Source organism: Kitasatospora sp. NPDC002965, assembly GCF_040611255.1.
Lineage (GTDB): Bacteria > Actinomycetota > Actinomycetes > Streptomycetales > Streptomycetaceae > Kitasatospora.
In genome coordinates, this window is sequence record NZ_JBEXNT010000023.1 from 61227 (window position 1) to 86761 (window position 25535).

General features: G+C 72.2%; 26 protein-coding genes and 2 pseudogenes. 13 read left to right on the top strand and 15 right to left on the bottom strand.

Going from position 1 to position 25535, the window contains the following annotated elements:
• Positions 1–119 precede the first annotated feature (119 nt).
• Together ABZY91_RS12745 and ABZY91_RS12750 are read right to left on the bottom strand one after the other, a co-directional pair.
• Positions 120–1370, bottom strand: coding sequence for a site-specific integrase (locus tag ABZY91_RS12745; RefSeq protein ID WP_355401964.1), 1251 nt, complete (start codon positions 1368–1370; stop codon positions 120–122).
• 787 nt (positions 1371–2157) lie between these two features.
• The gene (locus ABZY91_RS12750) at positions 2158–3885 is read right to left on the bottom strand and encodes an N-terminal phage integrase SAM-like domain-containing protein (RefSeq protein WP_355401966.1); all 1728 of its coding nucleotides are present in this window, start codon (positions 3883–3885) and stop codon (positions 2158–2160) included.
• A 156-nt stretch (positions 3886–4041) separates the two neighbouring features.
• On the opposite strand from ABZY91_RS12750, the gene ABZY91_RS12755 reads away from it, so the two are divergent.
• Entirely contained in the window at positions 4042–4371 is a 330-nt protein-coding gene (locus ABZY91_RS12755; RefSeq protein ID WP_355401968.1) for a hypothetical protein, read from the top strand.
• Between the two features lie 115 nt (positions 4372–4486).
• Here ABZY91_RS12755 and ABZY91_RS12760 read toward each other — a convergent pair whose 3' ends face one another.
• Complete coding sequence (locus tag ABZY91_RS12760; protein ID WP_355401970.1) at positions 4487–4735, bottom strand: hypothetical protein; 249 nt, start codon at positions 4733–4735, stop codon at positions 4487–4489.
• Between the two features lie 1075 nt (positions 4736–5810).
• On the opposite strand from ABZY91_RS12760, the gene ABZY91_RS12765 reads away from it, so the two are divergent.
• Positions 5811–6020 (top strand): DUF6243 family protein, encoded by a 210-nt coding sequence (locus ABZY91_RS12765; protein ID WP_355401972.1) that lies wholly within the window; start codon positions 5811–5813, stop codon positions 6018–6020.
• 127 nt (positions 6021–6147) lie between these two features.
• Here ABZY91_RS12765 and ABZY91_RS12770 read toward each other — a convergent pair whose 3' ends face one another.
• Entirely contained in the window at positions 6148–6843 is a 696-nt protein-coding gene (locus ABZY91_RS12770) for a hypothetical protein (RefSeq protein ID WP_355401974.1), read from the bottom strand.
• On the opposite strand from ABZY91_RS12770, the gene ABZY91_RS12775 reads away from it, so the two are divergent.
• From ABZY91_RS12775 to ABZY91_RS12785, 3 genes are all read left to right on the top strand, one after another.
• Complete coding sequence (locus ABZY91_RS12775; RefSeq protein WP_355401975.1) at positions 6829–6963, top strand: hypothetical protein; 135 nt, start codon at positions 6829–6831, stop codon at positions 6961–6963. The genes ABZY91_RS12770 and ABZY91_RS12775 overlap by 15 nt on opposite strands.
• Positions 6964–7290: 327 nt before the next feature.
• Positions 7291–7464, top strand: coding sequence for a hypothetical protein (locus ABZY91_RS12780; protein ID WP_355401977.1), 174 nt, complete (start codon positions 7291–7293; stop codon positions 7462–7464).
• 95 nt (positions 7465–7559) lie between these two features.
• Positions 7560–7826, top strand: coding sequence for a hypothetical protein (locus ABZY91_RS12785; RefSeq protein WP_355401979.1), 267 nt, complete (start codon positions 7560–7562; stop codon positions 7824–7826).
• 133 nt (positions 7827–7959) lie between these two features.
• Here the strand turns inward: ABZY91_RS12785 and ABZY91_RS12790 are convergent, their stop codons facing one another.
• Positions 7960–8286, bottom strand: a complete 327-nt coding sequence (locus ABZY91_RS12790) for a hypothetical protein (RefSeq protein ID WP_355401981.1) — start codon at positions 8284–8286, stop codon at positions 7960–7962.
• Positions 8287–8388: 102 nt separating this feature from the next.
• Here ABZY91_RS12790 and ABZY91_RS12795 point away from each other — a divergent pair, with 102 nt between their 5' ends.
• The 3 genes from ABZY91_RS12795 (at position 8389) to ABZY91_RS12805 (ending at position 10028) form a co-directional block, all read left to right on the top strand.
• Positions 8389–8760, top strand: a complete 372-nt coding sequence (locus tag ABZY91_RS12795; protein WP_355401983.1) for a GNAT family N-acetyltransferase — start codon at positions 8389–8391, stop codon at positions 8758–8760.
• Positions 8761–8916: 156 nt separating this feature from the next.
• Positions 8917–9330, top strand: coding sequence for an ASCH domain-containing protein (locus tag ABZY91_RS12800; RefSeq protein ID WP_355401985.1), 414 nt, complete (start codon positions 8917–8919; stop codon positions 9328–9330).
• Between the two features lie 266 nt (positions 9331–9596).
• Positions 9597–10028 (top strand): ribonuclease domain-containing protein, encoded by a 432-nt coding sequence (locus tag ABZY91_RS12805; RefSeq protein WP_355401987.1) that lies wholly within the window; start codon positions 9597–9599, stop codon positions 10026–10028.
• 71 nt (positions 10029–10099) lie between these two features.
• Here the strand turns inward: ABZY91_RS12805 and ABZY91_RS12810 are convergent.
• From ABZY91_RS12810 to ABZY91_RS12820, 3 genes and pseudogenes are all read right to left on the bottom strand, one after another.
• Positions 10100–10571 (bottom strand): annotated as a pseudogene (locus ABZY91_RS12810) (transposase); the annotation flags it as partial.
• Between the two features lie 392 nt (positions 10572–10963).
• Positions 10964–11749 carry a DUF4239 domain-containing protein gene (locus ABZY91_RS12815; protein ID WP_355401989.1) on the bottom strand — a complete coding sequence of 262 codons (786 nt, stop codon included), beginning with the start codon at positions 11747–11749 and terminating at the stop codon, positions 10964–10966.
• 186 nt (positions 11750–11935) lie between these two features.
• Entirely contained in the window at positions 11936–13000 is a 1065-nt protein-coding gene (locus ABZY91_RS12820) for a restriction endonuclease (RefSeq protein ID WP_355401991.1), read from the bottom strand.
• Here ABZY91_RS12820 and ABZY91_RS12825 point away from each other — a divergent pair.
• Entirely contained in the window at positions 12992–13195 is a 204-nt protein-coding gene (locus ABZY91_RS12825; protein ID WP_355401993.1) for a hypothetical protein, read from the top strand. The genes ABZY91_RS12820 and ABZY91_RS12825 overlap by 9 nt on opposite strands.
• A 240-nt stretch (positions 13196–13435) precedes the next feature.
• Entirely contained in the window at positions 13436–13825 is a 390-nt protein-coding gene (locus tag ABZY91_RS12830) for a hypothetical protein (RefSeq protein WP_355401995.1), read from the top strand.
• Between the two features lie 333 nt (positions 13826–14158).
• On the opposite strand, the gene ABZY91_RS12835 is transcribed toward ABZY91_RS12830, so the two are convergent.
• From ABZY91_RS12835 to ABZY91_RS12850, 4 genes and pseudogenes are all read right to left on the bottom strand, one after another.
• Complete coding sequence (locus tag ABZY91_RS12835) at positions 14159–15772, bottom strand: peptide chain release factor 3 (protein WP_355401997.1); 1614 nt, start codon at positions 15770–15772, stop codon at positions 14159–14161.
• A gap of 1244 nt (positions 15773–17016) precedes the next feature.
• The gene (locus ABZY91_RS12840) at positions 17017–17688 is read right to left on the bottom strand and encodes a peptidoglycan-binding domain-containing protein (protein ID WP_355402010.1); all 672 of its coding nucleotides are present in this window, start codon (positions 17686–17688) and stop codon (positions 17017–17019) included.
• Positions 17665–17931, bottom strand: a pseudogene (locus ABZY91_RS12845) (peptidoglycan-binding domain-containing protein); the annotation flags it as partial. The gene ABZY91_RS12840 and the pseudogene ABZY91_RS12845, both read right to left, overlap by 24 nt.
• Positions 17932–18018: 87 nt before the next feature.
• Entirely contained in the window at positions 18019–18381 is a 363-nt protein-coding gene (locus ABZY91_RS12850) for a peptidoglycan-binding domain-containing protein (RefSeq protein ID WP_355401999.1), read from the bottom strand.
• A 530-nt stretch (positions 18382–18911) separates the two neighbouring features.
• Between ABZY91_RS12850 and ABZY91_RS12855 the strand changes: the two genes are divergently transcribed.
• A complete protein-coding gene (locus tag ABZY91_RS12855) occupies positions 18912–19379 on the top strand; it encodes a helix-turn-helix transcriptional regulator (protein ID WP_329878474.1) in 468 nt (155 codons plus the stop codon).
• A gap of 56 nt (positions 19380–19435) precedes the next feature.
• Here the strand turns inward: ABZY91_RS12855 and ABZY91_RS12860 are convergent, their stop codons facing one another.
• The 3 genes from ABZY91_RS12860 to ABZY91_RS12870 form a co-directional block, all read right to left on the bottom strand.
• Positions 19436–20155, bottom strand: a complete 720-nt coding sequence (locus tag ABZY91_RS12860) for a peptidoglycan-binding protein (protein ID WP_355402001.1) — start codon at positions 20153–20155, stop codon at positions 19436–19438.
• A gap of 195 nt (positions 20156–20350) precedes the next feature.
• Entirely contained in the window at positions 20351–21430 is a 1080-nt protein-coding gene (locus ABZY91_RS12865; protein ID WP_329878470.1) for an N-acetylmuramoyl-L-alanine amidase, read from the bottom strand.
• A gap of 187 nt (positions 21431–21617) precedes the next feature.
• Complete coding sequence (locus tag ABZY91_RS12870; RefSeq protein ID WP_329878468.1) at positions 21618–21983, bottom strand: peptidoglycan-binding domain-containing protein; 366 nt, start codon at positions 21981–21983, stop codon at positions 21618–21620.
• 365 nt (positions 21984–22348) lie between these two features.
• Between ABZY91_RS12870 and ABZY91_RS12875 the strand changes: the two genes are divergently transcribed.
• Positions 22349–22999, top strand: coding sequence for an SDR family NAD(P)-dependent oxidoreductase (locus tag ABZY91_RS12875; protein WP_355402004.1), 651 nt, complete (start codon positions 22349–22351; stop codon positions 22997–22999).
• Between the two features lie 504 nt (positions 23000–23503).
• Positions 23504–25535: transglycosylase domain-containing protein (locus ABZY91_RS12880; RefSeq protein WP_355402006.1), on the top strand; the 2032-nt coding region annotated here is incomplete at its 3' end.

Here is a 25535-nt window from a genome sequence, read left to right on the forward strand (position 1 = left end):
CCCGGGAACGACCCAGTCCGGCGGCTCAGGAACCCGGATCGGCTCGTCTGCCCGACGCTGGCCGGATGTGCGAACGACTTCAGGTACTCGTCGGTGCTGCTGGGTCCGCGTCTCCGGATCTACGCGGCCAGACGGGCGACCAGGACGGTCGTGGCGACGCTGTCTTCGTGGTGGGCGTCGGCGCGGTCGAGTGCGGCGGAGAGCGCTTTGACGGCGTCATCGGCGGAGTCCTTGAGGAGGTGGCCGTAGAGATCGGCGGTGATGGCGAGGTTGGCGTGGCGCAGGGTCTTGGAGACGATGGCGAGGGGGATGCCGACGGCGATCATGATGCTGGCGGCGGTGTGGCGCAGGTCGTGCAGGCCGATGACGGGGAGGCCGAGTTCGGCAGTGCGCTTGCGGAGCTGGTCCAGCACCCACTGCGGGCGGAGCGGCGAGCCGTCCGGGCGGGCGAAGACCAGACCTTCGAGGCGGCTGTCGGGGTGGGCGGCCATCTGGAGGTCGGCCTGGCGGTGGAGGGCGGCCATGGCTCTGGGGGCGAGGCTGACCCAGGCGCGGCTGGCCTCGGTCTTGGGCTCGCCGAGGTGGATCTTCCCGTTGTTCACGGCGGTCAGTGTCCAGCGGACGTAGAGCTTCCGGTCCATGAGGTGGACGTCGGACCAGTGCAGGGCGAGGATCTCGCCGCGGCGCATGCCGGTGCCGAGCATGACCTCGAACAGGTCGGTGAGGTGGTCGGCGTAGTGCTCGGCGTTGTGCCGCAGGAAGGCTGCGGCCTGGTCCGGGGCCCAGCAGGTGCGCACCACGGCACGGGGCTTGGGCGGCACGGAGTACTTGGCCGGGTTGTAGCGCAGCCGCCACGTCCGCACCGCGTGGTTCAGGGCGTTGCGCAGCATGGCCACCGCGTGGTGCACGGTGGTGCGCCCGCGGCCGGCGGCGAGCTGCCTGCTCACCCAGGCATCGATGTGCTTGGGCCGCAGGTCGACGAGCAGCGTACCGCCGAGCGCAGGCACCAGGTCGCGCTCGATGCACGCCCGGTAGCCCGCCCAGGTGTTCGGCGCCAGCGCCGGCCGCTTCGCCTCCAGCCACTCGTACAGGAACAGCCCGACGCGCAGCGTCCGGTCCTCGTACACGCCCCGGTACTCGGCATCCAGCACCCGCGCCATCTCCCGGGCCGCCTCCGCCCGGCTGGCGAACCCGCCCCGCCGCCGAGTCCGGCGCTTGCCGTCCTCCCGGGCCAGGTCCACCGCGTACGTCCACCGGCCATGCGCGGTATCGGCGGCCAGCCGCGGACACCACGAACCCAACTGCTTCCTGTTCCCGTCCTGACACCCGCACCGGCGGTACACGCGACCACGCTGGAGACGCTGCGCCATGGATTCCTCCTCGAACCAAGTGGTGATGACCCCTCCAGGGTTGCCGGGAGTGTGAGCGTGTCGGCAGAGCGTACGGAGCAGGGCGTGGAGCACGGCAAGATCGACCAGCCGGGACGCGCGCCCAACGACACACCGCCAGGCTGATCACGATTCGCGGCCAATGGGTAGGCCAGCCTGATCACGCAGCGCCGGGACTCCTCGGCACGCAGTCCGGAGAAGCGGTTGTCAACAGGAGTGGGCAGTCCGATGGGCAGCCGTGCGTTGTGGGGCTTGCACAACCTGGGGCGCCCACTGCGCGGTGGCGCCGAGCGCGAAACCTGTCCCTGGAAGGGCCACCGTGACGGCCATTGGTTGAGAGGTCATCCCGAGATCGCGGTGAATTCGGAGTCTTTTGAGGCAATTCCAACCCAGCCTTCGGCTGAGCTGGTTCGACTTCTCTCGACGACGGCGGATGGAGGTTCTCTCGGCGCCCTGGTGTAATTGCTGGATCTGTCGTCAGAGTGGCGCTACCCTGAACACATGAGCGCCACCCAGACCCTCTATCAGCCCCCTGACCTGGGGACCAGCTGGGGACCACACGTCCCGCGCGTAGCTGCACGAGGTGCGCGCAGTGCATTTGTTTGCGCGCGTACGATGCGCAGCCGGGCGCATTTTTGGCAGGAAAGGGGAAACCCTTCCTAACTGGGGGTCAAGGGGTCGCAGGTTCAAATCCTGTCGTCCCGACAGTGATGTCGGTTGTGAGAGCCGGTACTTGGGAAACCGAGTGCCGGCTCTTCTTGTTGTGGCGTCAGCTGGTGGTCGCATTGTGGTCGCCGGGCCACATCGGCCAGGGCGCTGACGGCTCGGCTGTTCGGGGCTGCTGGTGGGCGGGCAGTTGCTGGTGGGGGCGTGGGTTCTGGTGCCAGGGGGCCGGGCCCGACAGCTGGGTCGGCCGAGGACGGCGAGGTCGGCGTAGAGGGGGTCGGTGACGTGGGTGAAGCGCAGGAAGCGGGCGGTCTGCTCCTCGGTCCGCAGGCGCCTGGGGGCTGAGGCGTTTGGTGGGGTTGCGGGCGAGCCGGCCGTCGTGGACGGCGGTGGACAGGGTGTTGGAGAGGGTGTTGGAGAGGGTGGCCAGGATCCGGTAGACGGTGACCTTGCCGCGGCCCCGGCGCAGTTGCGTGGTGACGAAGGCCTGCAGGTGCTGGTGGGTGAGGTCGACCAGCGGGATCGTGCCGAGGGCGGGAATCAGGCCCTGTTCGGCGTAGGCGCGGTAGCGGGCCATGGTGGTGGGCTTGAGGCGCGGCTCCTTCTCGTCGAACCAGATGCCGCAGCGCGGTGCGGGCGTCGATCTCGTCGGGGAAGCCGGCGCGGCGGACGGTGCGGCGGTGGCCGTCGACGGGGCGGAGTGGTGATCGCCTCGAAGGGGCGAGCGCACGGATCTTTCCCTTCCCGTGTGCGCCCGCGAGGCGATCACCGTGCGACCAGCCGGCCACGAGAATACTGGCTGACCTGCGGTTCTCTCTTGGCCGGCGGCGAAGGGAGAACCGCAGGTCAGCCGGGTTTCGCCGGGTGTGCTGCCGCCCGGGGCTCGGTCAGAGGAGACGGACGCCGTTCGCGGCGGCGGCGTCGCGAAGGAGCTGCGCGAAGCGGTCCCGGCTGCGCCTCTGGTGCTCCTCGGCCTGTTCGTCGTCCCAGTCCTCGGCGTCGCCGAGGTCTTCGTCCGTGTCGAGGTCGTCGTACTCGCTGTGGAGGGGCCACCAGTCGTGGATGCCGGTGAGGAGGTCTTCGAGGAGGTCGCGGGCGGGAGCTTGGGGTCGAGGAGGGTGAGGCGAAGGCCGGTGTCCTCCGGGTCGGCCTCCTCGTCGGCGTATTCGGTGAGGGCGTCCTCAAGGTTCTCGAGTTGTTCGCGTAGGCCGGCGGGGTCGGGGAGGAGACCGTCGGCGACGTGCATGGCGTGACGGACGAGGCCGGTGACGACGTCGTCCGGGGTGGCACCGTCCTTGATGAGGCCGAGGACGAGGGTGGGGGTCTCGTGGGGGAGGGCCTCGATGTTGTCGGCTTCCAGAACCACCTGGGCGGGGTCGTCGCCGGAGGCCTCTGCGGTGACCTCGGGCGCGGTGGCCAGCCAGTGCGCCGCCGCGACGGCCGCCGCGGTCGGGTCGACGGCCGAGAAGAGCTCCACCGACCCGGACGGGTTCTGCTCCAGCAGTCGGTCGGCGGCGACGATCCGGACGGGGGAGGCGTCCTCGCGACTGAGTAGGACGGCCTGCTGCGCGCGTCCGGCCAGGTCGCCGAGGTCGGCGCCCTCCACGGCGGCGAGTTCGGCGGAGGTCTGGGCGAGGGCGCGCTCGGTGAGTTCGGGGCTGTCGAGGTGGTGGAGGACGCGTCCGACCTGGTGGGGGGATTCGAGCAGGCGACTGCAGGAGACGACCATCGAGCCGCCGCTGGGGAGGTTCGGTTTGGCGATCGCGTCCGGGACCTTGGCGAAGGCCTTGCGCTCCTCCTCGCGGTGCCAGCCTTCGGTGTTGGGTTCCAAGGAGTGGCCGGTTGCCCCGGCGGGGCGGGGCAGCACGGCAGCCGCGGGACCGGGCGGGGCATCCCGCCGCGACTCGACGCCGCAGTGAGCGAATACCCAGCGCCATCGGTTGTACACTCCAAGCGACCTGGCGTGATCTTCGACGGGAGACCCCTCATGCGCATCCGTCGGGCGGCCATCATCGCCGCCACCGGCCTGCTCCCCTTCGCCCTGGCCTTCCCCACCCCCGCGAGCGCCGCCACCGGCGACTTCCTCTACAAGGTCGGCCGCGGTGCTCCGGCCGGGCTCGTCGACCCGGAGAGCGAAAAGTGCATCGACCTGCCCGGGGCGACCGATGAGGACCCGGCCTTCGCACCCGAGAACTTCACCACCTCGACGGCCGTGGTGTTCCTCGAGTCCGGCTGCAGGGGCGACGTGTACCGCGTGATGAAGCCGGGCGCGAAGCTTGGCAACCGGCTGCACCTCCGCTCCGTCCTCTTCTCCTGAGCGCACCACAGGATCGACCGTCACCGTCCCGGCGGGCCGGGCCGGGCCGGGCCGGGCCGTGTCGGTGCGGGTGGATACCGTCGAGGGCAGCAGGGCCTGTTGCCGGGGCCCGGGATCAGGGAGAGGGTGGTGGGGACGAGCGCCAGGCCTGCCGAACGCGGGCGCGGGGATTGATCGTCTCGGGTGGCCGCCGATGGACACGGCGCAGGAACTGCGGGCCGCGCTGCGCGCCGACCACGGCTTCCCCGGGGACGCCGAGCGCCTGGACGCCGAACTCGCCGCCCAACTGCTGCACCGTCTGCCGGTCGACCTTCTCGATCAGGTCGAGGAGGTCCCCGCCGTCCCGCGACGCACCAGAGGACATCCTGGAGCGTGGCGACAACAGGGCCGGGTTGTGCCCGGGGCCATGATGCCGGCAGCCGTGTGCCGTAGGTCGTGCAGCCCGATCCGGGGCAGGCCCAGCTCGGCGGTGCGTTTGCTGAGCTGGTCGAGGACCCACTGGGGCCGCAGGGGTGACCCGTCCGCGTGGGCGAGGACCAGGCCTTCCAACCGGCCCGTCGGGTGGGCGTTCATCTGGATTGCGGCTTGGCGGTGGAGAGCGGCCGTGACCCAGGGGGAGAGGCTGATCCAGGCGTGGCCGGCCTCGGTCTTCGGCTGGTCGAAGTGGAGGTCGCCGTTGTCCATGCGGACAGGGTCCAGCGGACGAACAGCTTGCGGTCCATGAGGTGGATGTCCGACCAGTGCGGGTGTCAGGAACTCACCGCGGCGCATGCCGGTACCGGGCAGGACCTCGAACAGGTCTCCCGCCCTCGTCCCGGCACCCGCACTGCCGGTACACCCTGCACACCGCCCGGAAGATCACCATCCGCATCCGGTGGGTCGCCGAACTTGATCCGCCCGGGCTGGCGAGTGGCAGCGAAGGGTGTCCCGGCCGACCGGCAGGCGGTGTGGGACCTCGGATTCCGTGTCCTCTCCCCACGGGCGCTGCCCACCGCGTGGCCGAGAGGACACGGGACCGGAAACCGGCAGGTGAATCGCCGCTGCCCGAGCCAAGGGTCGTCCCGCAGCGGCGGGACGCAAGTGAGATGACCTCTCGTGCCATCGGTGTGCTCGCGACCACCGGCAACGCCCCGCGGCCCGGCAACGCCCATGTGGACACGGTGGGCGGCGACGACCAGCGTGTGCTGGCGGTGTTGGGAATCCAGGAAGGAACCGGCCGGCCCCGGGCGCTCGCCGAAGGCCTGGCAGGTGAGGGGGCGGCGAAAAGGTTGGTCTGCAGGGCCGACGGAGCCGGGTAACGTCTTTGTTATGTTCTTCCAGACGCCGACTTGCGAGTGAGTGCGTGATGGGCCCCTGCCGGCGTCCTTCGATGCCGCCGCCCGTCCTCCACCGATGAATCCGTAGATCACTTCACTTCACCACCGGGAGAACCCGCGACCGTGAGCAAGAACATTAACAACCCCGTGGGCATGGGCGGCGGCCAGCGCAAGAGGCAGTCCCGCGCCGAACGGCAGAACAATGGTCCGCACCGCAACCTCGACCGCCAGGGTGCAGCCGACCAGAAGGCGGAACTGGTGCGCAAGATGCGCGAGAAGGCAGGAACGGTTGAGGGCGCCGGGCAGGCCGGCGGCGACACCGTACAGGGCTGACGCACCGCCGCCGCAGCGCGGTACCGCACGGGGCAGGGCTCGGACCGCGACGCGCGGTCCGAGCCCTGCTGCCGTACCGGGCGCGGCCGGTCCCGCTCGGCTTTTGGCCGACCACCCGCGTCTCAGCTCAGCTGACCACCCCTGGGGCAGCCGCAGAATCGGCAGCCCCGTCATCGCCACCACCCCGAGCTGAACCAGCAGCTCGGCACGTCCCCGTGCCCAGCCCGGGCAGCACCGCAGCCGGCGGCGGCAGAGGATGGGGACACGAGAGCGCGGCGAGGATCCGGTGGACGGTGACCTTGCCGCGGCCTCGGCGCAGCTGGGTGGTGACGAACACGGCCAGGTGCTGGCGGGTGAGGTCGATCAGGGGGATCGCGCCGAGGGCGGGGATCAGGTCCTGTTCGGTGTAGGCGCGGTAGCGGGCCATGGTGGTGGGCGTGAGGCGGAGTCCCTTCTCGTCCAGCCAGTCCCGCAGGTAGTCGGCGGTGCGCTGTCTGGGGTCGGTGATGACGCACAGGGCCAGGCCCTGGTTGAAGCGCCGCAGTGCGGTGCGGGCGTCGAGTTCGTCGGGGAAGCCGGCCCGGCGGATGGCGCGGCGGTGGCTGTCGGGGGCCCCGTCGAGGACCAGGGCGAGCGGTATCCGCTCATCGGCTGCAACGGGCGTCCCAAGGACCGGCGCCTGGACCTGGAACAGGTCCAGACCGGGCTCGCGGTGTCCGCCGACGGCGGCATCCCCGTGCGTTCCCGCGTCTTCAGCGCCGCGGCCGAGGTCGGCCAGGTCGTCGCAGCGATGAATGACCTCAAAGCGATGGCCGGCACCCACGAGTTCCTGATGGTCGCGGACTTCAAACCGGTGTCCCACTCCAACATCGCGGCTGTGCTGGAGTCCGGGGTGGAGTTCATCGCGCCCGTCCCGGCCGCGCAGATCAAGGACGAGGTCTAGGCGGTCCTGGACCCGCGGCCGGCCGAGCCCGTCGACTGGGTGCCCCAGCGCGACGAGCGGAAACCGGAGACAGAACGGGAGGCCGGCAGGTCTTCGACCGGATGTGTGCCGGCCAGACGAGCCCCGCGTCCGCCGGGCCGAGCACCAGCGCGTTACGGCAGGCCCGTCGGCGTCTCCGTTGAAGGCGCTGTTCGACCTGGTCCGTGGCCCGGTGGCCACGACGGGGCCGCAGGGACGGTGGCGCACGATCCCGGTGGTGGCGGTCGACGGCACGCTGCTTCCGGTGCCGGACGCCTCGGCAAACAACCATTACGCAGAGTGATCATTATGTCGATCCCCATACAGCGTCAGCATGGTCTGACCTTGTGGGACGGCTCCTTCATCAACTTCCGTGATTTCGCCTTCCCGGACGGCGAAGGACACGGCTACCGCCGGGTGGACATCAAGCGCTTCCGCCTCCTCGGGGACCCGCCCGACGACCGGGCCGGCTGGCGGCCCTGATCGCCCACCCGGAGTTCAGCGGCACTTACGACGGCGCCGGCACCTGGACCGAGCCGCGCCACGGCCAGTGGTGGTCCGACCGCATCACCCCGGCCGTGTACGAGTCGCTCGACGCCCTGGCGGCCGCCGCGGTCATCCGCTCCTGGGCCGCCGACGGAGCCGCCACCCCCGTCGGCCTCGACACCCGGCTGACCACGGACGTCTGCACCCCGATCCGCAACGCCACCAGCCGCTACCTCCTCGGCGAGCTGTCCGAGGACGCGTGCCTTGACTACGGCCCGGTCCACGTCGAGTTCCACGAACCGGTGCTCATCGAGCGCCGGATGGGCGTGCTCACCCTCCTGGTCGCCGCCGCCGACTGACCCGGTGGCCTGGGCGAGCCCAGGCGCGAGGCGTGGCGGCACCGGTACCGCCACGCCTCGGCCGACGGCACGACCGGGGCGACGACCAGGGCGCTCCGGAGGGAACGGCCGACCGCCGGGGCCGTAGCCGGTGTCAGCTGAAGAGGACGGACCGGAGATGCAGACGGTTCCCGAGCCTCGTGCCCGGCACCATGGTGCGGAAGACGTCACCCGCGCAGTCGGCTTCGAGGAAGGCCACGGCGGTCGACGTGGTGAGGTTCCAAGGCGCGAAGGCCGGATCATCCTCGGTCGCCCCGGGGATGTTGATGCATTCCGCGCTCTGGGGATTGACGAGCAGGCCCGGGAGGCCGCGGCCGTGCTGGTACTCGAATGCGCCGCTGGCGGCGCTGGCGGGGGTGGGAATGGACAGGAGGAGAGTGAGCACGCCGACCGTGGTGACGGCGGCCTGACGAAGGCGCATGGACGGGCCCTTCGGGACGGATACTCGCGGTACCGGGTGATTGGTATGACATCACCCTAGAAGAGCAGAAAGGGACGAAACGTTTCTTCTGGGTGGGCGTCCGTGTCGCCGTTCGGCGGTGGCAGCCCCGAGGATTCCGCATCCGATCCGTGGGGCGAGCCCTGGACCCGCAGGTGCTCGCGCAGGGTGATCGGCGCGAATCAACTCGGTGGCAGGCCGCTGGCGGTGAAAGGCCGGCCCGAGAGCCTCCACCGGGTGGTCGTGATCGGCAACGTGGCCACCCTTCCGCCGGCGCGCGGGCGCGGCGCGGCGGGGGCGTGCGTCGCGCAGCTGTTGCCGCCTGCTGCGCGAGGACGGCGTCGACCGGTCGGGCTCAACGTGCACGCCGACCACGCCACCGCGCGGGGGCTGTGCGAGCGGCTGGGCTTCACCGTGTCCGCCGCCTTCGAGGAGGCCGTGTTCAGCGCGCGGTGACGACGCGTCAGGTGGGGACGCGCCCCACGGGAGTCCGCTCGGGGCGGCGGGAGCCGGGGTCGGGGGCGGGCCGCTACGCTCGGGCGCAGGCAACCCCTTTCGAGCCGGTGGACGCCGGGTGAGGGCGGTGCGGCGATGTGGCCGCGGATCGACGGCATGCGCTCCCTTGAGCTGGGCACTCCGGACGGGATGCGGACCTGGCTGAACTCCCTGGTGCTGAGCGGGGCGAAGACCACCACCACCGGCCTGTTCGGGGAGTACGCCGAGCAGGGCGAGGAGTTGGAGCACGTCGGCGAGCGGCTGGCCCTGCTGGACGACCGCGGCCGGCCGGTCGGGGTCGTCGAGATCACCGCGGTGGAGGTGCGGCCCTTCGGCGAGGTGGGCTGGGAGCACGCGGCGGCCGAGGGCGAGGGCGACGCGTCCCTGGAGGAGTGGCGCGCGGGCCACCGCGGCTACTGGCATCGGCTGGGCAGCACGGTCGGGGACGACACCGCCGTGGCCTGCCTGGCCTTCCGTCTGGTCGGCACGGCGGGGCAGGCGCAGGGCCCGTCCGGCCGGACGGCCTCCTGAGGCGTTTCTCCTTGCCGGGTCGGGCAGTCGCCGTCGCCCAGCGGGCCGCACTCGGCCTTGCGGCCGTCCTCGTCCGGTCCTGCGGACGGCCGAGGAGACCGGCCTCTTCCGGCGGGAGGCGTCCTTCCGGTCGCCCCTGTCGGGCTTCGGGACTCACTCGGACGGGTTGGGGGAGGGGGTGGCTGCGGCGTGGCCGCCGGGGTGTCGGGCGTGCGCGCGGTACGCCTTCCCTGCACACGTTCCCGCACGGAATCGGGTACCCCCCCATGACTCTCCGCCGTCTGGCGCAGGCCGCTCTGGTCCTCGCCCTGGCCTGCCCGCTCGTTCCCGCCGCCCCCGCGCTGGCCGCCGCTCCGGTCGTCCGGGCGGTCATCCAGCCCCCGCTGCCCGTCCAGGACTTCCCGGAGCGGGTCGAACAGGCCTGCCGCATCTGGGAAAGCCTTGAGTGGCCCACCAGCCTCCGCCCGGTCGACTTCCGGATTCCCGGCCCGGAGTTCATCCGCGGCAGCAACCCGTACGGCAACCGCAGCGGGGACCTCCCGGCTGGCGGCGCGTACCACGAGTACGACGTCAACCCCCGCCCGAAGCCCACCACCCACCGGGACGCCGAGCGCCTGGTCCGCGACGAGCGCACCTCGCAGACCTGGTACAGCGCCGACCACTACGCCAACTTCCGCGAGATCTCCGAAGGCTGCTGACGCGCCCGCAGCGCCCGAGGCCCTGCTCGGTCCGGCCCGGTGGGACCTCCCGCCGGGCCGTCCGTCCTTGGCCGGGTGACGTTGTGGCGATTGCCCTCAGCGCGCGTCACGGCGAGCGGAGTGCCGCAACGATCCACGATCACATGGTGTTCGGAGCCGGGACGGGCGCGGTCGACGGGCGAGGGGCCGACAAGGTCCCCCCTTTGAGGGCCCGGACGTGAGAGCCGTCCACGGCGCAGTCGTCCAGGTCCAGCAGGTCCGCGCGGTGCAGTTCGGTCAGCAGCGCGGCGTGCAGGCGAGGCCAGGCGTCGGCCCGGTCCGGTCCCGCAGCCGGCGCCAGGCCGTGACTCCGGAGCGGCCCACTGTCTGCACGGGGACATCGCGCCATGCGACACCGGTCCGCAGCAGGTAGATGATGCCGGCAAGCGCCGCCCGGTCCGGGACTCGTAGTCGCCCGGGGTGTCGGTGGCGTCGTTCTGGAGCGGGCGGCAGCAGTAAAGCCACCCGCTCCCGCAGGTCGTTCGGGACAAGATCGACACGCACTCCGGATACCCTGCCGACCAAGATCGTCGAGCGCAGGAGTGCAGCTCGACTCGAGCGGCTGACCCTTGCCCGCAGCGGCTTCGGCTTCACCTGGCCCGCTGCCTTCCCGCTCGCCCGCATCGACCGCGTCCTGACCCGCGACCTGTCCGCCACCACCTGGACCCTGCCTGCCACGGCCAGCGACCACCTTCCCCTGGCGGGGAGGATCCGGGCCTGAAGCACGGTGCGGGAGGTTCTCCGGGTTGGCAGGCGGGAGTGCGGTCCGACCCGCCGGTTCACGTCGTTCGGGCGAGGTCGTGCAGGTGGGCGACGGCCTGCACGGCGTGACGCAGGGCCGTCGCCCTGCCGACGGCAGTCGCGGAGGGACCCGCCGACGGTCGCGGCCGGTGCGGTCACCAGAACCGGGCGAGGGCGCTGTCCTTGAACGGCTGCGGGGAGACGTCCAGGTCCCCGGAGAACGGACGGTCGAGGACGAGCACCAGCAGCAGGCTGAAACCGACGAGCGCGGCCACCGACCCGACGAACAGGATCCGCGCCCGCCGGCTGCGGACGCCGTACAGCAGGGTGACCAGCATGATCACCGCCGCGCCGCCGAAGATCAGCATCTGTAGGAGGACCGGGAGCTGGTCGCGGCTGTCGGCGATCCTGGTACGGCGGTAGGCGGCGACTTCGTTGAGGCTGTCCAGGGCCTTGGCGTAGAAGGCCTGCTCGGCGTTCGTCCGCGGCTCGTAGTCGGCGAGGGCCCGGTACATCGCGTCGACGGATCGGGTGGTCACCGCGGAGTCGCCGTCACCGGCCCGCATCAGCGGCCACTGGTCCTCGACCACCGCGTGGACGTAGCCGCCGACGGCCGCCTGGACGGCGTCCCGCGGGCCGGGAGGGAAGCACTCGGCATCGCGGACGATCTGTGAGACCGCACTGGCCTCGCTGGAGACGACCGTGCCCGCGTCCTGCAGATCGGTCCACAGGTTGACGATCACGAAGGCCAGGATGATGCCGTAGATGGCGCCGAACATGCCCAGCACCACCCCGACCATGTCGTTGTTCTCGCCGTCCGCCAGCGCCGGGAACCAGCGCATGGCCAGCACACTTCCGGCCACCGCGAGCAGCACGGTACCGCCGACCACGAGCAGCGCGAGGACGGCGGTCGGGAGGTGGTTCAACAGCCAGAGTTCCACGTTGCTCCTCACCTCTGTGGGCCGGGGAAGGACGGTCCGGCCGCCCACCGCCAACGCGAGGTGCGCGTGGAGCGCGCGGGTTCGGCCTGCCCGGTGCCGCACGGCCGGGAGCGGGCACCCCAGCATGGCCTCCGGCCGCCGCCCGACGGTCCAGGCCCCGCCAGATGCGGCGACGTGTCACCCCGATCAGGTGAACCCGGCCGCCTGGTCCCGGGTGGGGTGTCCGGCAGCCGCCCGGGTACTGCGCCGACCTGCGGGGAGCCCCGAGTCCAGGGTCGCCGGGACCGGTGCCGTGGTGGCCGCAGTGTCCCGGCTCCGGACGGACGTCGGCCCACGGCGGGCGCGGCCCCTTGCTCGATGGAGTGACCACGAACCGCCGGCCGCGCGGAAGTGTTCCGTCGCACGGAGGATGGACTTCGGGCGCAGCCGCACGACTTCGCCCGAACGTTCCACCCTGCAGGAAGGAAGCGGAAGTGACGCACGAGAGCTCGCCGCACTAGGACCGGGCGTCTGGGCCTGGTGGTCGGCGCGGCCTTCATGGCCGCCCTGGTCCCCGCGACGACGGCCCAGGCGGCTCTGCCGTCGAACTCCGACCTGGAAGTGGTCCGCATCGACCCGGACCCGGTTGCGCCGGGCGGTACGACGACATTGGTCGTGGCGGGCGGCGAAGGCGCGGGCGTCTCGGGTGAAGCCGTTGAGTCCGATCATGACGGGTACGTCGGCGTGGTGTTCGGGGCGGGGGGTGCCGTTGAAGGTCTGGACGTCCCGGGAGCCGACCGGTCTGGCGCAGTGCTTGCACTGCACGACCACCTTGCGGCCGAGGTGGTCCCAGGCGACGACGTCCGCGCCGAGGTCTCCGGCGCGGTCCGAGTGCTGGAGCCCGGTGAAGCCGTCGCGGACGAGCAGGGCGGCGCACGCCCGCTCGAACTCCGTGGCCTCCAAAACGTCCAGATGGCGCATCCCGTACCTCAGGACGGCCGGGGCCTCGTCGTCGAAGTCGTCGTCCAGGTAACGGACGTACCTGCGCGGGGCGAGGAAGCGGGCGGCGAGCAGGACGGGAACCAGCACGAGCGGGGCGGCGATCAGAGCCGACCACCAGGGGCGATCGGTGATCCAGCCCCAGACGTCGACGCTGAGCCGGCGCCAGAAGGAGGTGCTCAGCCACTGCCGGACCACCTTGGCGACGGCGATGGCGAGTACCGCCCAGGCGATGGCTTTCAGCAGCGGATCGAAGGTGCCGTCATGGCGCACTGTGCGGCCTCTCCTGTACCTCGGGTGCTGGCGCCGGAACGGCCGGGCTGCGGGGCCTGCTCCCGCTCGTTCCCCCTGCGGGAGATGAGCGACGGCTACCGCACCGTCGCCGCGCTCGTGGTCGACATCCTCAAGCAGCTCCACGACGCGGCGGGGTGGTCAGCCCGGCTGAACGGAAAGGGTCTGCCGGTGTAGGCCGGTAGCGACTGGATGATGTTGCACAGCGATGAGGGTTCTGGCCCCTCGGAGTCGCCCCCCGCGGAGGGAAGCTCCAAACCGCTTCCTGCTGCGTCGGCTGAAGACCGTCGCGGTGAGGGTCGGAGGAAGAGGTGCTCTTGAAAGGGTGTAGCCGGCCCGGCTCCCGCCTCGGATACCGTGTTCCTCGACGGGGTGCCATAACGGATGTGACACCCCCCACCGGAGGTAAGTCAGCGTATGAGTTCAAAGCGCAGCAAGAATCCAGCCCTGCCCGTACTCGACGACGCATTCCGACTCGCGTCGGTCAAGGACGCCGAGGAGTCCACCCGTGACTTGGCCGCGCGGCTGGCCACCACCGAGCTGCGCCGCGCCTCCCACCCGGGCCGGGTCACCTGGGAGCCCACCGATCAGGCCGAGCCCGTACCGGTCCCGCCGAGTGTGGTCGACGGTGACGGGGACCTGTGGCTGCGGGACCGGGGTACCGGCACCTGGACCATGCCCGAGTTCAACCCGAAGGATTTCCCGGCCCGCTGTGGCGAGGTTCTGACGTGGAACGAGCTTGCCTGCGAGTACGGCCCGCTGACCGCACTGGCCGACGACCGCCGCATCGGCGGCGGCCGGCGCTGACCGCGCAGCCCTCCGGGACGACCGCACCCCTGAAGCGCCCGTTGCGGGTAGCCGGGAGCTCCAGCTCACCGCCGAGCCCGACGATGGCGGCGAGCAGGTGAGCGTGGTGGTTGGCGTGCGGCGGCCTTGAGCAACGCGGGGCGGCCCTGGCACCACCCGACGTCCTCGGTCCGGCCGGCGTCGGTGGCCCAGCCGGGTAGCGGCCGGCCTTCGGTTGCCGTGGTGGGCGCGCGGCCCGGCTCGCCGATCGACTGCTGCCAGCCGGCCGACTGCCCGAGCAGGGCCACGCCTGGCAGCTTGTCGACGGCGGCCGCCGGGCCGAGAGGTCGGCGATCAGTCCGCCGTGGCGATCAGCGGCTGGAGCAGGATGTCGGGTTGGGCGCGCTGGAAGGCGTTCAGCTGCCATTTGTCGGCGAACAAGGCCAGCAGCGCGTCATCCGAGCGGCGGGTGAGCACCTCGCCGCTGATCAGGCGGGCTTTGGCCAGGGCAGCGGCGCCCTCGGCGTCAGTGATCCGGGCCAAGCGGTAGGAGAGCTGGTCGAGGGCGATTGGGGAAGAGAACTCGTGCTCCATCCGGTGCAGGATCACATCGAACTGCATCGGGCCGACCGCAGCCATGACCGGCGCCTGGTCGCCACGCCGGTCGGAGACCAGCACCTGGATCACGCCTTCCTCGTCGAGTTGGGCGACGCCCTTGCGGAACTGCTTGGACCGGCTGATGTCCTTGGGCCGTGCCACCGCGAAGTACTCGGGGGCGAAGGCGGGCAGCGGGGGAAACTCGGTCTTCTTGCCGGTGAAGAGGGTGTCGCCGACCCGCAGCGCGCTCGCGTTGATCAGGCCGACCACATCGCCGGGGTACGCGGTGTCGACCACGGTGCGCTCGGCTCCGAAGACGGTGTGCGCGTACTTGGTTGCGAACGAGCGGCCGCTGGCCGCCCGGGTGACGTGCATACCGCGCTCGAAGACGCCGGAGCAGACTCGGACGAAGGCGATCCGGTCGCGATGGGCCGGGTCCATGTTCGCCTGGATCTTGAACACCAGGCCGGAGAACTCCTCGCCGACCTCGCGGCTGCCGCCCTTGGCCAGCCGGCGGGGCCCGGGAGCCGGAGCGAGGTCGACCACGGCGTCCAGCAGGAGCTTCACACCTATGTTGGTCAGCGCGGCGCCGAAGAAGACCGGGCTGATCTTGCCGGCCTCGAAGGCCTCCTGGTCGTAGCCGGGGCCGGACGAGAGCACCAGCTCCAGCTCCTCCAGCGCGGTCGTCCAGGCTTCGCCCTCCTGCTCGGCGGCCTGCTCGGAGGTGAGCTGCTCCTCCAGGGCGGCGTGCGTGCCGGCCGGAACCTTGGTGTAGCGCAGCATCTGCTCGGTGTTCCCCGCTTCGACCAGGCCGCGCAGGTTGCCCGCGCTGCCCACCGGCCAGACGACCGGGACGGGGGTGATCCCGAGGTGCGTCTCGATGTCCTCGAGCAGGGTGAGTGCGTCCTGGCCGCGCCGGTCCCACTTGTTGATGAAGGTGATCACGGGGACGCCGCGATGGCGGCAGACCGCGAAAAGCTTGCGGGTCTGCTCCTCCAGGCCCTTCGCCGCGTCGACCAGCATGATCGCGCAGTCGACGGCGGCCAGCACCCGGTAGGTGTCCTCGGAGAAGTCGGCGTGGCCGGGGGTGTCGACCAGGTTCATCACGTGGCCGCGATAGCCGAACTGCAATGCGGCCGAGGTCACCGAGATACCGCGCTCGCGTTCCAGTTCCATCCAGTCGCTGGTCACGCCGCGTCGATCACCCTTGGCGTGCACCGCACCGGCAGAAGTGATCGCCCGCGCGTGCAGCGCCAGCGCCTCGGTGAGCGTGGACTTGCCCGCGTCCGGATGGCTGATCACGGCGAAGGTCCGTCGGCGGCCGGCCTCATGAAGGACCTGCGGGACGGGGATCGACTGTACGGTGCTCACGTGTTTCCTCGGGTACGCATCGGCAGCAGGCCGGGTGACGCCTCTCCGTACCTGGTGAGCCGGGGATCAGGTCCGCAGGCCCAGGAAGCGATAATAGGCGGTCGGGCGGCGTGGCCCCGAAATTCCCCTTCTCTGGGGGAGAGGCTGATCCGGGCTCGGCTGGCCTCGGCCTTGGGCCGGCCGAAGGCCAGGCCGTTGTTGTTGACGGCGGCGAGCGTCCGGCGGACGAAGAGCTGGCGGTCCATGAGGTGGACGTCCGACCAGTGCAGGGCGAGGACCTCGCCGCGGCGCTAACCGGTACCAAGGATGACCTCGAACAGGTCGGCGTACTGCTCGGCGTACTGCTCGGCGTTGTGCCGCAGGAAGCTCGCGGCCCCTTCCGGAGTCCAGCAGGTACGCTCGGCGGCGCGGGGCCTTGGTGGGACGGAGTGCTTGACCGGGTTGTAGCGCAGCCGCCAGGAGAGGACGGCGTCGTTCAGCGCGTCGCGCAGCGTGGACGCGGCCGCGCCCGGCCCCCAGCTGGGCGGCGATCCACTCGTCGACGTGATGGGGACGAAGGCCGAGCAGCCGGATGTGGCCGAACGCCGGGATCAGGTCGCGCTTGACCCACGCCAGGTAGCCGGCGTAGGTGCTCGGCGACAGGTGTGCCCGCCTCGTGCCAGCCACTCGCGCGGGTAGCTCGCCACCTTGGTCCGGCGGTTCTCGTACACCCCGCGCAGCTCACCGTCCAACACCGCCCGCATCTCCCGCAACGCCTCCGCATGGCCGGCGAAACCGCCCAGGCGGCGGACCCGACGCCGGCCCTCCTCCTTCGCCAGATCCATCGCGTACGTCCACGTCCTGTGCCTCGGATCCCCGGCCGGCAGGGGGCACCACGGACCCAGCTGCTTCCGGTTACCGTCCGAACAACCACACCGCCGGTACACCCGGCCACGCTGTGCACGCTGTCCCACGAGCTTCTCCTTCCTGTACTCGGTGAGCTTGAGTCCAAGGTCGCTGCCCGGCCCGGTGAGTCGGCAGAGCGCGCGGGAAGGGACGCGAGGCACGTCAGAACCAGTCGGAGAGGACATGCTCAAGGCGACACGTCGCCTGGAAGGTCACGCGGCGTAGTCGGTGGGTAGTCGACCTTGATCTGCGCGAGGAGCCGGGCGCCCGCCCGATTACCCGTGGCCGTGAAACGGACGGCCCCGAGGGGCACCGGATGCGTCCGGTGCCCCTCGGGGTGTGGTCGTGCCGGGTGGCCGTCAGCCCGTGAAGGTCACGTCCCAGTGGTTGCCCTCGTTGGCGTAGACGTTGCCCGAGGGGGCGGTGTAGAGGGTGGCGCCGTCGCCGCGTACGCCGCTGTAGGCGAAGTTGCCGGTGATGTGGTTGGTGAGGCAGCTCGCCATCGCGAAGTCCAGCTTGTAGCCGTTGGCGTGGCTGTAGGTGCCGGCGGCGTGGCCGGTCTCGGTGCCTCCGGTGATGGTCAGGCCGCAGCCGCCCACGGCGTGCTTGAGCGCGACGGCGCCGTCCGCCGAGGCGCGGCGCAGGCCGTCGAAGGAGGTGCAGTTGCTGCTGTTGCGGTTGGAGCAGTTGCCCGAGGAGGACCAGGTGATGCCCGCGGAGGAGAGCAGCGAGGCGGCCTGGGACTGGCTGAGCAGGTCGCCGCTGCCGCCGCCGGTGCCGCCGCCCCCGCCGGAGAGCAGGGCGGACCAGGTGGCGGGGCCGACGATGCCGTCCACCGGGCTGAGGTTCGCGGACTGCTGGAAGCCGCGCACCGAGGAGTCGGTGCCGGCTCCGAAGGCGCCGTCCACGGCGAGGTTGGCGCCGCGGGCGTTCAGCTGGACCTGGAGCGCCTTGACGGCGTCGCCGTTGTCGCCCTGGCGGACGGTGACGATCAGCTTCGGCCAGGTGGCGCCGCCGACGACGCCGTCCACCGGGCTCAGACCGTTGGCGCTCTGGAAGCTCCTGACCTTGGCCTCGGTCGCGGGGCCGAACGCGCCGTCGGCGCCGGTCGCGTAACCGCGGGCGTTCAGCAGGTACTGGACGGTGGACACCTTGGCGCCCTGGTCACCGTTGCGGACGACGGGCCAGCTCGCGGCGTGGGCGGCGGGGACGGACAGCACCGCCGCCAGGAGGGCGGCGAAGACCGCGGCCACTGCGGCCGGGAAGCGCTTCACGGAAGTTCCTCACTTCTGCTGAGGGGGCTGAGGGGACTGAGGGGGAGAGGAGGAGCCGTTGGCGGACGGCCCCGGGAACCGGCCGGGCTACCAGGTCGGCAGGTTCTCCCAGCAGGTGGTGCCCCAGGCGTGCTCGTTGCGGACGATCACCTCCAGCAGCTGGGAGCCGGTCTGGACGCCGACGATCCCGTCCACGTCGAGGTGCTTGGCCTGCTGGAACTGGCGCACGGCGGTCTCGGTCCGGGCGCCCCAGATGCCGTCGGTCTGGAGGCCGGAGTGCAGGGAGGCGTTCAGCGCGAGCTGCACGCACTTGACGCCGGTCCCCCGGTCGCCGTAGGCGATCTCGCCGACCGAGGGCCGCGCGCTGGCCGTGCCTGCCAGGACGGTGACCGAGAGGGCGGCGGTGGCCGTCACGACGGCGGCGCGCTTGATGACCGGGAACATGGGCATGGCGGGGCTCCTGGGAGACGTGGGTGAGGGCGGCCGCAACGACCGCCGGTTGCCGACACTAGGAAGCCCCGAGGACGTCCCGCGATCGTTTCGCGTCCCTGGGACGCCCTCCCTCACGGGCGCGCCGGCCGGGGACGGAGGCGGAGCCGCCGCGCCTGGTCGGGCACGCTGCGCGCCGGCCCCGTACCGCGGGCGGCGACGGCGTCCCACGACGCCGGTCCGAGGCCCGCGGCGTCCCAACCTGTGCCGTGCCGGTGTCCCAAACCGCAGCTCAGGGCGGTGGCATACGTCGTACCCGTCCCAGATCCCGGCAGATCGTGGATCCCCGGCCCCGGGATGTCACACAGTGGATCAAGCCGTAGCACGTGACCCGGGGTGGGTCGTGCTGCGGGAGGGCGCACCGCGGGGGGCGGGGCCCGGCCGCCGGGAGACCGGTACGGCCGTGGGGACCGGCCGGTGGGAGTGCGGCACGGCACCCGGCCCCGTCGCGCGTCCTCGATCGCACCGGAACGACCTGGGGGGTACAAACGATGGACCACGTTCTTCTGTCCGGCGGCACGCCGAAGGGCCCTGCCGACCGGCTCTCCGAGGAGCTGCAGTCACTGAAGTCCTCGTCCGGCCTGACCTACGCCCGGATCAGTGAGCGCACCCACTACGCGAAGTCCTCGTGGGAGCGGTGGGTGAACGGCAAGCAGTTCCCGCCGCGTGACGCCGTCGAGCGGATCGCCGCCGTCTGCCAGGCCGACGAACGGCGCCTGCTGGAGCTGTGGACCCTGGCGGAGGCCTGCCGCACAGCGGCCGCCGCACCGGCTGCCGCACGGGGCGCCACCGGGGGCTCCGGGGCGCCCGGCGAGGGGGACGCCGCCTCGCAGGACCGCCGGCAGATGGCCCTGTGGTCGCTGACCGTGCTGGCACTGGCCCTGACGGCGGGTCTGGCGCGGTCCGTCGCCCAGGGGCGGGAGCTGCGACGCGGCGCCCTTCCCGGCGGCGGCGTGTAGGGACGACGCGGGCAGGGCCCCACCCCGCCCGGGGTGGGGCCCTGCCCGCGTGCGGCTCAGTACCAGGTGTGGGACTGCCAGAAGCTCCACGCCGAGCACGGGTCGCCGTAGCGCGACTTGATGTAGTTCAGACCCCAGCTGAGCTGGGTGGCCGGGTTGGTCTGCCAGTCGGATCCGGCGGACGCCATCTTGGTGGCGGGCAGGGCCTGCGGTATCCCGTACGCGCCGGACGAGGGGTTGGTCGCGTAGACCTTCCAGCCGCTCTCGTGGGTGTAGATCTGCTCCAGGCAGCCGAACTGCCCGCTCACGCTCCAGCCGAGGGCGGGGAACTTCCACTGCGCGGTGATCCGCACCGTCCGGGCGATCCCCAGCGCGTTCATGGTCGCGGGCCCGGCGATGCCGTCGGCGCCGAGCCCGTGCGCCCGCTGCCAGGCGGCGACGGAGGAGGTCGTCCCCGCGCCGTAGGCCCCGTCGGCGCCGGAGCCGGTCGCGCGCTGGACCTCGGCGACCTTGTTGTGGAGGGCGAGCTCGGTCCTGGGGCCGTACACGCCGTCCTCGTCGAGCCCGTTGTCGCGCTGGAAGCCGCGGACGGCGGCGGTGGTGGCCGGGCCGTAGTCGCCGTCGACGCCGCCGCTCGCCAGGTAGCCGATCCCGACCAGGTTGCGCTGGATCCAGGTGGTCGAGTCGACGGCCTGCGCCTGTGCGGGCAGCAGGGCGAAGGCGACGAGTGCGAGCACGGCCACGGCGAGGCCGCGCAGGGCTGCGATGTGTTTCACGGACATCCCTTCGGTGCGCCTGTCGGTCGATCAGGCGGTGCCGCTCACTCTCGGCCCGGGCCCTGGCGTCCCACCACGGTCCTTGGCGTCCCGGGGACGTCCCGCGACGGCGGAGGCCGGCCCCGTGCGACGGACGCGGCGCCGCCCGCGGTGACCTGGTCCGCGGGCGGCGCCGGAGCCGTACGGCATCGGGCGTCAGGCGAGCAGCCGGCTCCAGGTCCGGGCGTCGACCACGCCGTCGGCGGGCAGCGACGCCGCGCTCTGGAAGGACGCCACCCCGGACTGCGTCCCGGGGCCGAAGGCGCCGTCGACCGTCACCGTGACGCCGTGCGCGACCAGCTGGCTCTGCACGGCGGTCACCGCGCTGCCCGAGGCCCCGCGCGCCAGCGGCGCGACCGCCTGGCTCCACGTCTGGTTGCCCGCGACGCCGTCCGCCGAGGCGTGCACCGTGTTCTGGAAGGCCGTGACGGCGCTGCGGGTGGCGGGACCGAACGAGCCGTCCACGGTCAGGGAGGCGCCCCGCTGCACCAGCAGGTACTGCAGGGTCTTCACCCGCTCGCCCGAGGCGCCGCTGCTCAGCACCGGCCACACCGGGCCGGTCGGGTCCCCGCCGATCTGGGCGGCCACGTCGCGGCGCAGCTGCGGGATCAGCGCGTACAGGCGGTCGCCGGGGCACTCGGTGGCGTTGAAGTCGCGGTGCCCGTAGATCTGGTAGGCCCGCAGCCCGTACTGGCGGCAGATGTGGGTGATGAGGGCGACCAGCGCCGCGTACTGCTCGCTGCGGGGGTCGACGGTGCTGTAGGTGCCCTCGTTCTCGATGCCGATCGCCACCGTGTTCTGCCCCGTGCAGTGGGCGGACTCCACGTGCTGGGTGCCGCCGGCCAGCGTGGACAGGCTGTTGTGCCGGCCCTCCGTGATGTACGCGCCGCGGCTGACGGTGAAGTGCTGACCGGTATCGATCCAGCCCTCGCTGTCCATCTGGTAGGTCTGCATCGACCTGGCGAGCGAGAACGCGGCGGCCTGCGAGTAGTTGGTGACGTTGGCGGTCGCGGTGTGGTGCACGATCACCTTGTCCGGCGCGCCGGGCAGGATGCCGAGCGGGCCGGACGCGGGCCGGGCGCCCCAGACGGCCGTGGAGGCGATCGCCGGGCCGGTGGCGGCGCGTGCCGCCCCGGCGGGGAGCGTGGCGGAGACCAGCGCGCCGGTGCCGAGCGCGAAGGCGCCGGCGAGCACCGAGCGGCGCCCGGGGTGGGAGGGGATCGGGTCGGTGGTCATGTCGAGGGCTACCTGGTCCTTCGGAGGAGGAGGGGGAGGTCCGGGGGTGCGGCGGAGCACCGCTGCCCCCGTGCCTGCTGACGGCACGAGGGCAGCGGTGGGCCGCCCGGATCCTGCGGCGGGTCGTCCGGACGGCGGGTCGTCCGGCGGTCGGGTCGTCCGGCGGTCGGGTCGTCCGGGCGGCGGGTCAGCCGCTGGTGGGGATGACCGTGGGGCAGAACTCGATCTGGACCAGGTTGCCCGAGGGCTTGAGGTAGCCGTAGTACAGGGCGTCGCCGGTCTTCGGACCGACGATGCCGTCCGCCCCGAGGCCGCGGTTGTGCTGGAAGTCGGTCAGTGCCGCGTAGGTCGCGTTGCCGTACTGGCCGTCGACCGCGATGGAGTACCCCGCGTTGCGCAGCCCCTGCTGCACGCAGGCGACCCCGTCGCCGCGCTGGCCGGGCTTGACGTACGGGACGCCCCGGTCGGCGTGGGCGACGCCGGCGAGCGCGGTGACGGCGACGGCCGCCGCGCCGAGGGTGACGGCTCCGCGCCGGAACACGTGCTTGATCATGGAAGGTTCCCCCATCTCGGAAGCGGTCACGGGCCGCCCCGGCGGGGAACTCCCCCGGGTCTGCGGTCCGTGACTCGGACACGGCCCATGCTCGGCGCCGCGCCACCCGTCCCACCAGGGTTCTCCCGTCCCTGGGACGTCCCTAAGCCGGCCGGGGGAGGGCGGCCGGGGGAGGGCGGCCGGGGCGTCCGCCCCCGTCCCTGACGGTGACCGTGACGTCGTACCGGCCGTTCTGGTACGCCACCGCGTGGAAGAAGCCGGGGGTGCTGCCTCCTCCGACGTGTCCGCGAGACCGCCGCGGGGGAATGCGCCGGTGGCTCCCGCGTGTTGGCGGTGTCAGTGATCGTACGGACGGGGAGGACGGCATGGCCGGAGCAGTGATTGTCGGAGCGGGGCCGGGGATCGGGCAGGCGGTGGCGCTGCGGTTCGCGCAGGAGGGCCTGCCGGTCGGCCTGGTCGCGCGGAGCGGGGCGACGGCCGAGGCGGTGGCCGGGGCCGTGCGGCGGATCGGCGGCAAGGCCGCGGTGCGCACCGCCGACAGCACGGACGAGCAGGCGCTGCGGGCCGCGCTCGACGGGCTGGCGGAGGAGCTGGGGGAGCCGGACGTACTGGTCTACAACGCGGCACTGATCCGGCCGGACGCCGTCGGTGGGTCGTCCGCCCGCGAGCAGCTGGACGCCTGGGCGGTCAACGTGGTGGGCGCGCTGACCGCCGCCGCGCACGTCGCACCCGGGATGGCGGAGCGCGGGCGGGGCACCGTCCTGGTGACCGGCGGCATGCCCGAGCCGAGGCCGGAGTACGTCAGCCTGTCCCTGGGCAAGGCGGGCGTGCGCACGCTCGTCACGCTGCTGGACCAGACCTACGGCGCGGCGGGTGTGCACGTGGCCAGTGTGACGGTGGCCGGTGCGGTCGCCCCCGGTACCGCCTTCGACCCGGACGACATCGCGGAGCACTACTGGCGGCTGCACACCCAGCCGCGCGCGGGCTGGGAGCAGGAGGTGGTTCACGGGGGCTGACGTCGGGTCGCGAGGTCTTCTGCCGCAGGGCGCCGCGCAGGCGCAGCAGTTCGCGGCGGTGGGATCGCGCGACCGCCGCCTGTCGGACCGCCGGCCCCGGACCGACGGACACGGGCCCGCCCGCCCCGGACCGACGGACACGGGCCCGCCCGCCCCGGACCGACGGACGCGGGCCTGCCCCCCTCGGACCGACGGACACGGGCCCGCCCGCCCTCGGCGTCGTACCCGGCTCCTGGGCTGCGCCACCCCGTCGGCCCGCGACTGGCCGGGACCTACCGCCACCTCCGGGACCGGGCGCCCGGGCGGGGCGGGCCGTCGGTTCCGGCGGGCACTGCCCGAAAGGGCTGACTGGGCATCAAGTTCCTTTCCCTGCAGCCCTCGTGACCACCGGCGACATGCCTCTGTGAGCATGATCACACCGACCGCCGCTGCCGTGGCCCGACCCTCACCGCATCTATCCGTTCGAAGGGGTTCTGTACCCACGGACGAAGCGGAGAACGGACTGTGCGTGCACAGCGAGGCGGCGGGGTCGAGACGGAGAAGCCCGGACGCCGACGGCGGAAGCCGCCGCCGCGGCGGCGCCTACGGTGGGTCGACTACCCGCGCAGGGGGCGGCGCGGAGTCCGGCGCTGGCTGCCCTCCTGGCGGCAACTGCTCCTGGCGGTGGTGCTGGGCGCCCTCGGCCCGACCGGGTGGCTGGCCTGGTTCTACACCGTCACGCAGGTGCCCGTGGACCTCAACGCCTTCGCCACCCAGCAGAACAACGTCTACTACTGGGCGGACGGCACCGAGATGGCCCGCATCGGCGAGACCAACCGGCAGGAGGTGCCGCTCGACGGCGTCCCCGAACCGGTGCGGTGGGCCGTACTCGCCGCCGAGAACGAGACCTTCTACTCGGACCCGGGGATCTCCGCCAAGGGCATCGGCCGCGCGCTCTGGCAGCTGGTCTCCGGCGGCGAGACCCAGGGCGGCTCCACCATCACCCAGCAGTACGTCAAGAACATCTACCTCAACCAGCGCCAGGACTTCTCCCGCAAGCTCAGCGAGGCCGTCATAGCCGTCAAGCTCGACGACCGGATGAGCAAGGACGACATCCTCGCGGGCTACCTCAACAGCAGCTGGTTCGGCCGCGGCAGCTACGGCATCCAGCGCGCCGCCGCGGCCTACTACGGCAAGGACGTCTCCCAGCTCGACGTCAGCGAGGGCGCCTTCCTCGCCGCCCTGCTCAAGGGCGCCGGGCGGTACGACCCGGCACTGGGCGCGGCCAACCACGAACGGGCCCAGGAACGGTGGGCCTGGACCCTGGACCGGATGGTCGAGACCGGAAAGCTCTCCCGCGCCGACCGTGCCCGGTACACCGTCTTCCCCGAACCCAAGCCGCAGCCGAAGTCCGCCGGCCTCGGCGGTCAGGTCGGCTACCTGGTCGACATAGCCAAGTCCTACATGGAGAGCCACACCGACATCACCCCCGCCGAGTTCGACCTCGGCGGCCACCAGATCCACACCACCTTCGAGAAGCCCAGGGTCACCGCCCTCGCCGCCGCCGTCCAGGAAGCCACGAAGGACATCGACCCCGGCGCCCGGGACACCGACAAGCTCCTCAAGGTCGGCGCCGCCTCCGTCGCCCCCGACGGGCGGATCGTCGCCCTCTACGGCGGCCCCGACTACCTCAAGCAGGGCTTCAACAACGCCAACACCTCCACAGTGCCGCTCGGTTCGGCCTTCACCCCGCTGGTCTACGCCGCCGGGCTCGACCAGGGCGTGCAACGCGCGCGGGGCGCCACCCGCACCCCGGTCACCCCCGGCACCACCTACAACGGGGACAACGGGGTGAACGTGATGACCCCGGAGGGCCCGTACTGGGGACGCGACGGCAAGATCGCCAAGACCGCCAACGACGGCAAGCGTGACTGGGGCCAGGTCACCCTGCGCGGAGCCGTCGAGCAGTCCGTCAACGGGCCGATCATGCAACTCGGCCTGGACATCGGCCTCGAACGGGTACAGAAGACCGCCGCCGCCCTCGGCCTCCTCCCCAGCGTCATGGGCGAACTCAACCCCGGCTTCGCGGTCGGCAACTCCACCCCCAGCGCCATCCGCACCGCCGACGCCTACACCGCCTTCGCCGCCGGCGGCAGCCGCACCGACCCGTACTCCGTTCTCCGCATCACCCGCAACGGCGAGCCGCTCACGCTGCGCCTGCCCACCGCCGTCCAGGCGCTGTCACCGGCCGTCGCCGCCGAGGTCGACGCGGCCCTCAAGGGCGCAGTCCGCGGCGGCAGCGCCGGCTGGGCGGCCGAAGCGGGGTCCGATCCGGCAGCGAAGCCCGGCACCACCCCGGACCGCACGGCGGGGTGGGCGGTCGGCTACAGCGGGCAGCTCGCCACGGCGGTCACGGTCTTCCGGGCCGACCTGCGGGACATGAAGCTGCTGTCCCTCGAAGGGGCCGCCGGGCCTGGTGGCTGCCGCGCCCGCTGGAGCGGATCCTGCCCGACATCGACGTCGAGGGAGCCCGGCTCCAGAGCCCGCCGCCGGCCCC

Excerpts from the sequence above, each read along its gene's own strand:
- ABZY91_RS12855 (WP_329878474.1), top strand. The coding sequence starts at position 18,912 with ATGGACCACGTTCTTCTGTCCGGCGGCACGCCGAAGGGCCCTGCCGAC.
- ABZY91_RS12745 (WP_355401964.1), bottom strand. The coding sequence starts at position 1,370 with ATGGCGCAGCGTCTCCAGCGTGGTCGCGTGTACCGCCGGTGCGGGTGT.
- ABZY91_RS12780 (WP_355401977.1), top strand. The coding sequence starts at position 7,291 with ATGTCGATCCCCATACAGCGTCAGCATGGTCTGACCTTGTGGGACGGC.
- ABZY91_RS12805 (WP_355401987.1), top strand. The coding sequence starts at position 9,597 with ATGACTCTCCGCCGTCTGGCGCAGGCCGCTCTGGTCCTCGCCCTGGCC.
- ABZY91_RS12825 (WP_355401993.1), top strand. The coding sequence starts at position 12,992 with ATGGCGCACTGTGCGGCCTCTCCTGTACCTCGGGTGCTGGCGCCGGAA.
- ABZY91_RS12775 (WP_355401975.1), top strand. The coding sequence starts at position 6,829 with ATGGCCGGCACCCACGAGTTCCTGATGGTCGCGGACTTCAAACCGGTG.
- ABZY91_RS12875 (WP_355402004.1), top strand. The coding sequence starts at position 22,349 with ATGGCCGGAGCAGTGATTGTCGGAGCGGGGCCGGGGATCGGGCAGGCG.
- ABZY91_RS12790 (WP_355401981.1), bottom strand. The coding sequence starts at position 8,286 with ATGCGCCTTCGTCAGGCCGCCGTCACCACGGTCGGCGTGCTCACTCTC.
- ABZY91_RS12760 (WP_355401970.1), bottom strand. The coding sequence starts at position 4,735 with ATGTCCTCTGGTGCGTCGCGGGACGGCGGGGACCTCCTCGACCTGATC.
- ABZY91_RS12865 (WP_329878470.1), bottom strand. The coding sequence starts at position 21,430 with ATGACCACCGACCCGATCCCCTCCCACCCCGGGCGCCGCTCGGTGCTC.
- ABZY91_RS12830 (WP_355401995.1), top strand. The coding sequence starts at position 13,436 with ATGAGTTCAAAGCGCAGCAAGAATCCAGCCCTGCCCGTACTCGACGAC.
- ABZY91_RS12850 (WP_355401999.1), bottom strand. The coding sequence starts at position 18,381 with ATGCCCATGTTCCCGGTCATCAAGCGCGCCGCCGTCGTGACGGCCACC.
- ABZY91_RS12870 (WP_329878468.1), bottom strand. The coding sequence starts at position 21,983 with ATGATCAAGCACGTGTTCCGGCGCGGAGCCGTCACCCTCGGCGCGGCG.
- ABZY91_RS12755 (WP_355401968.1), top strand. The coding sequence starts at position 4,042 with ATGCGCATCCGTCGGGCGGCCATCATCGCCGCCACCGGCCTGCTCCCC.
- ABZY91_RS12800 (WP_355401985.1), top strand. The coding sequence starts at position 8,917 with ATGCGCTCCCTTGAGCTGGGCACTCCGGACGGGATGCGGACCTGGCTG.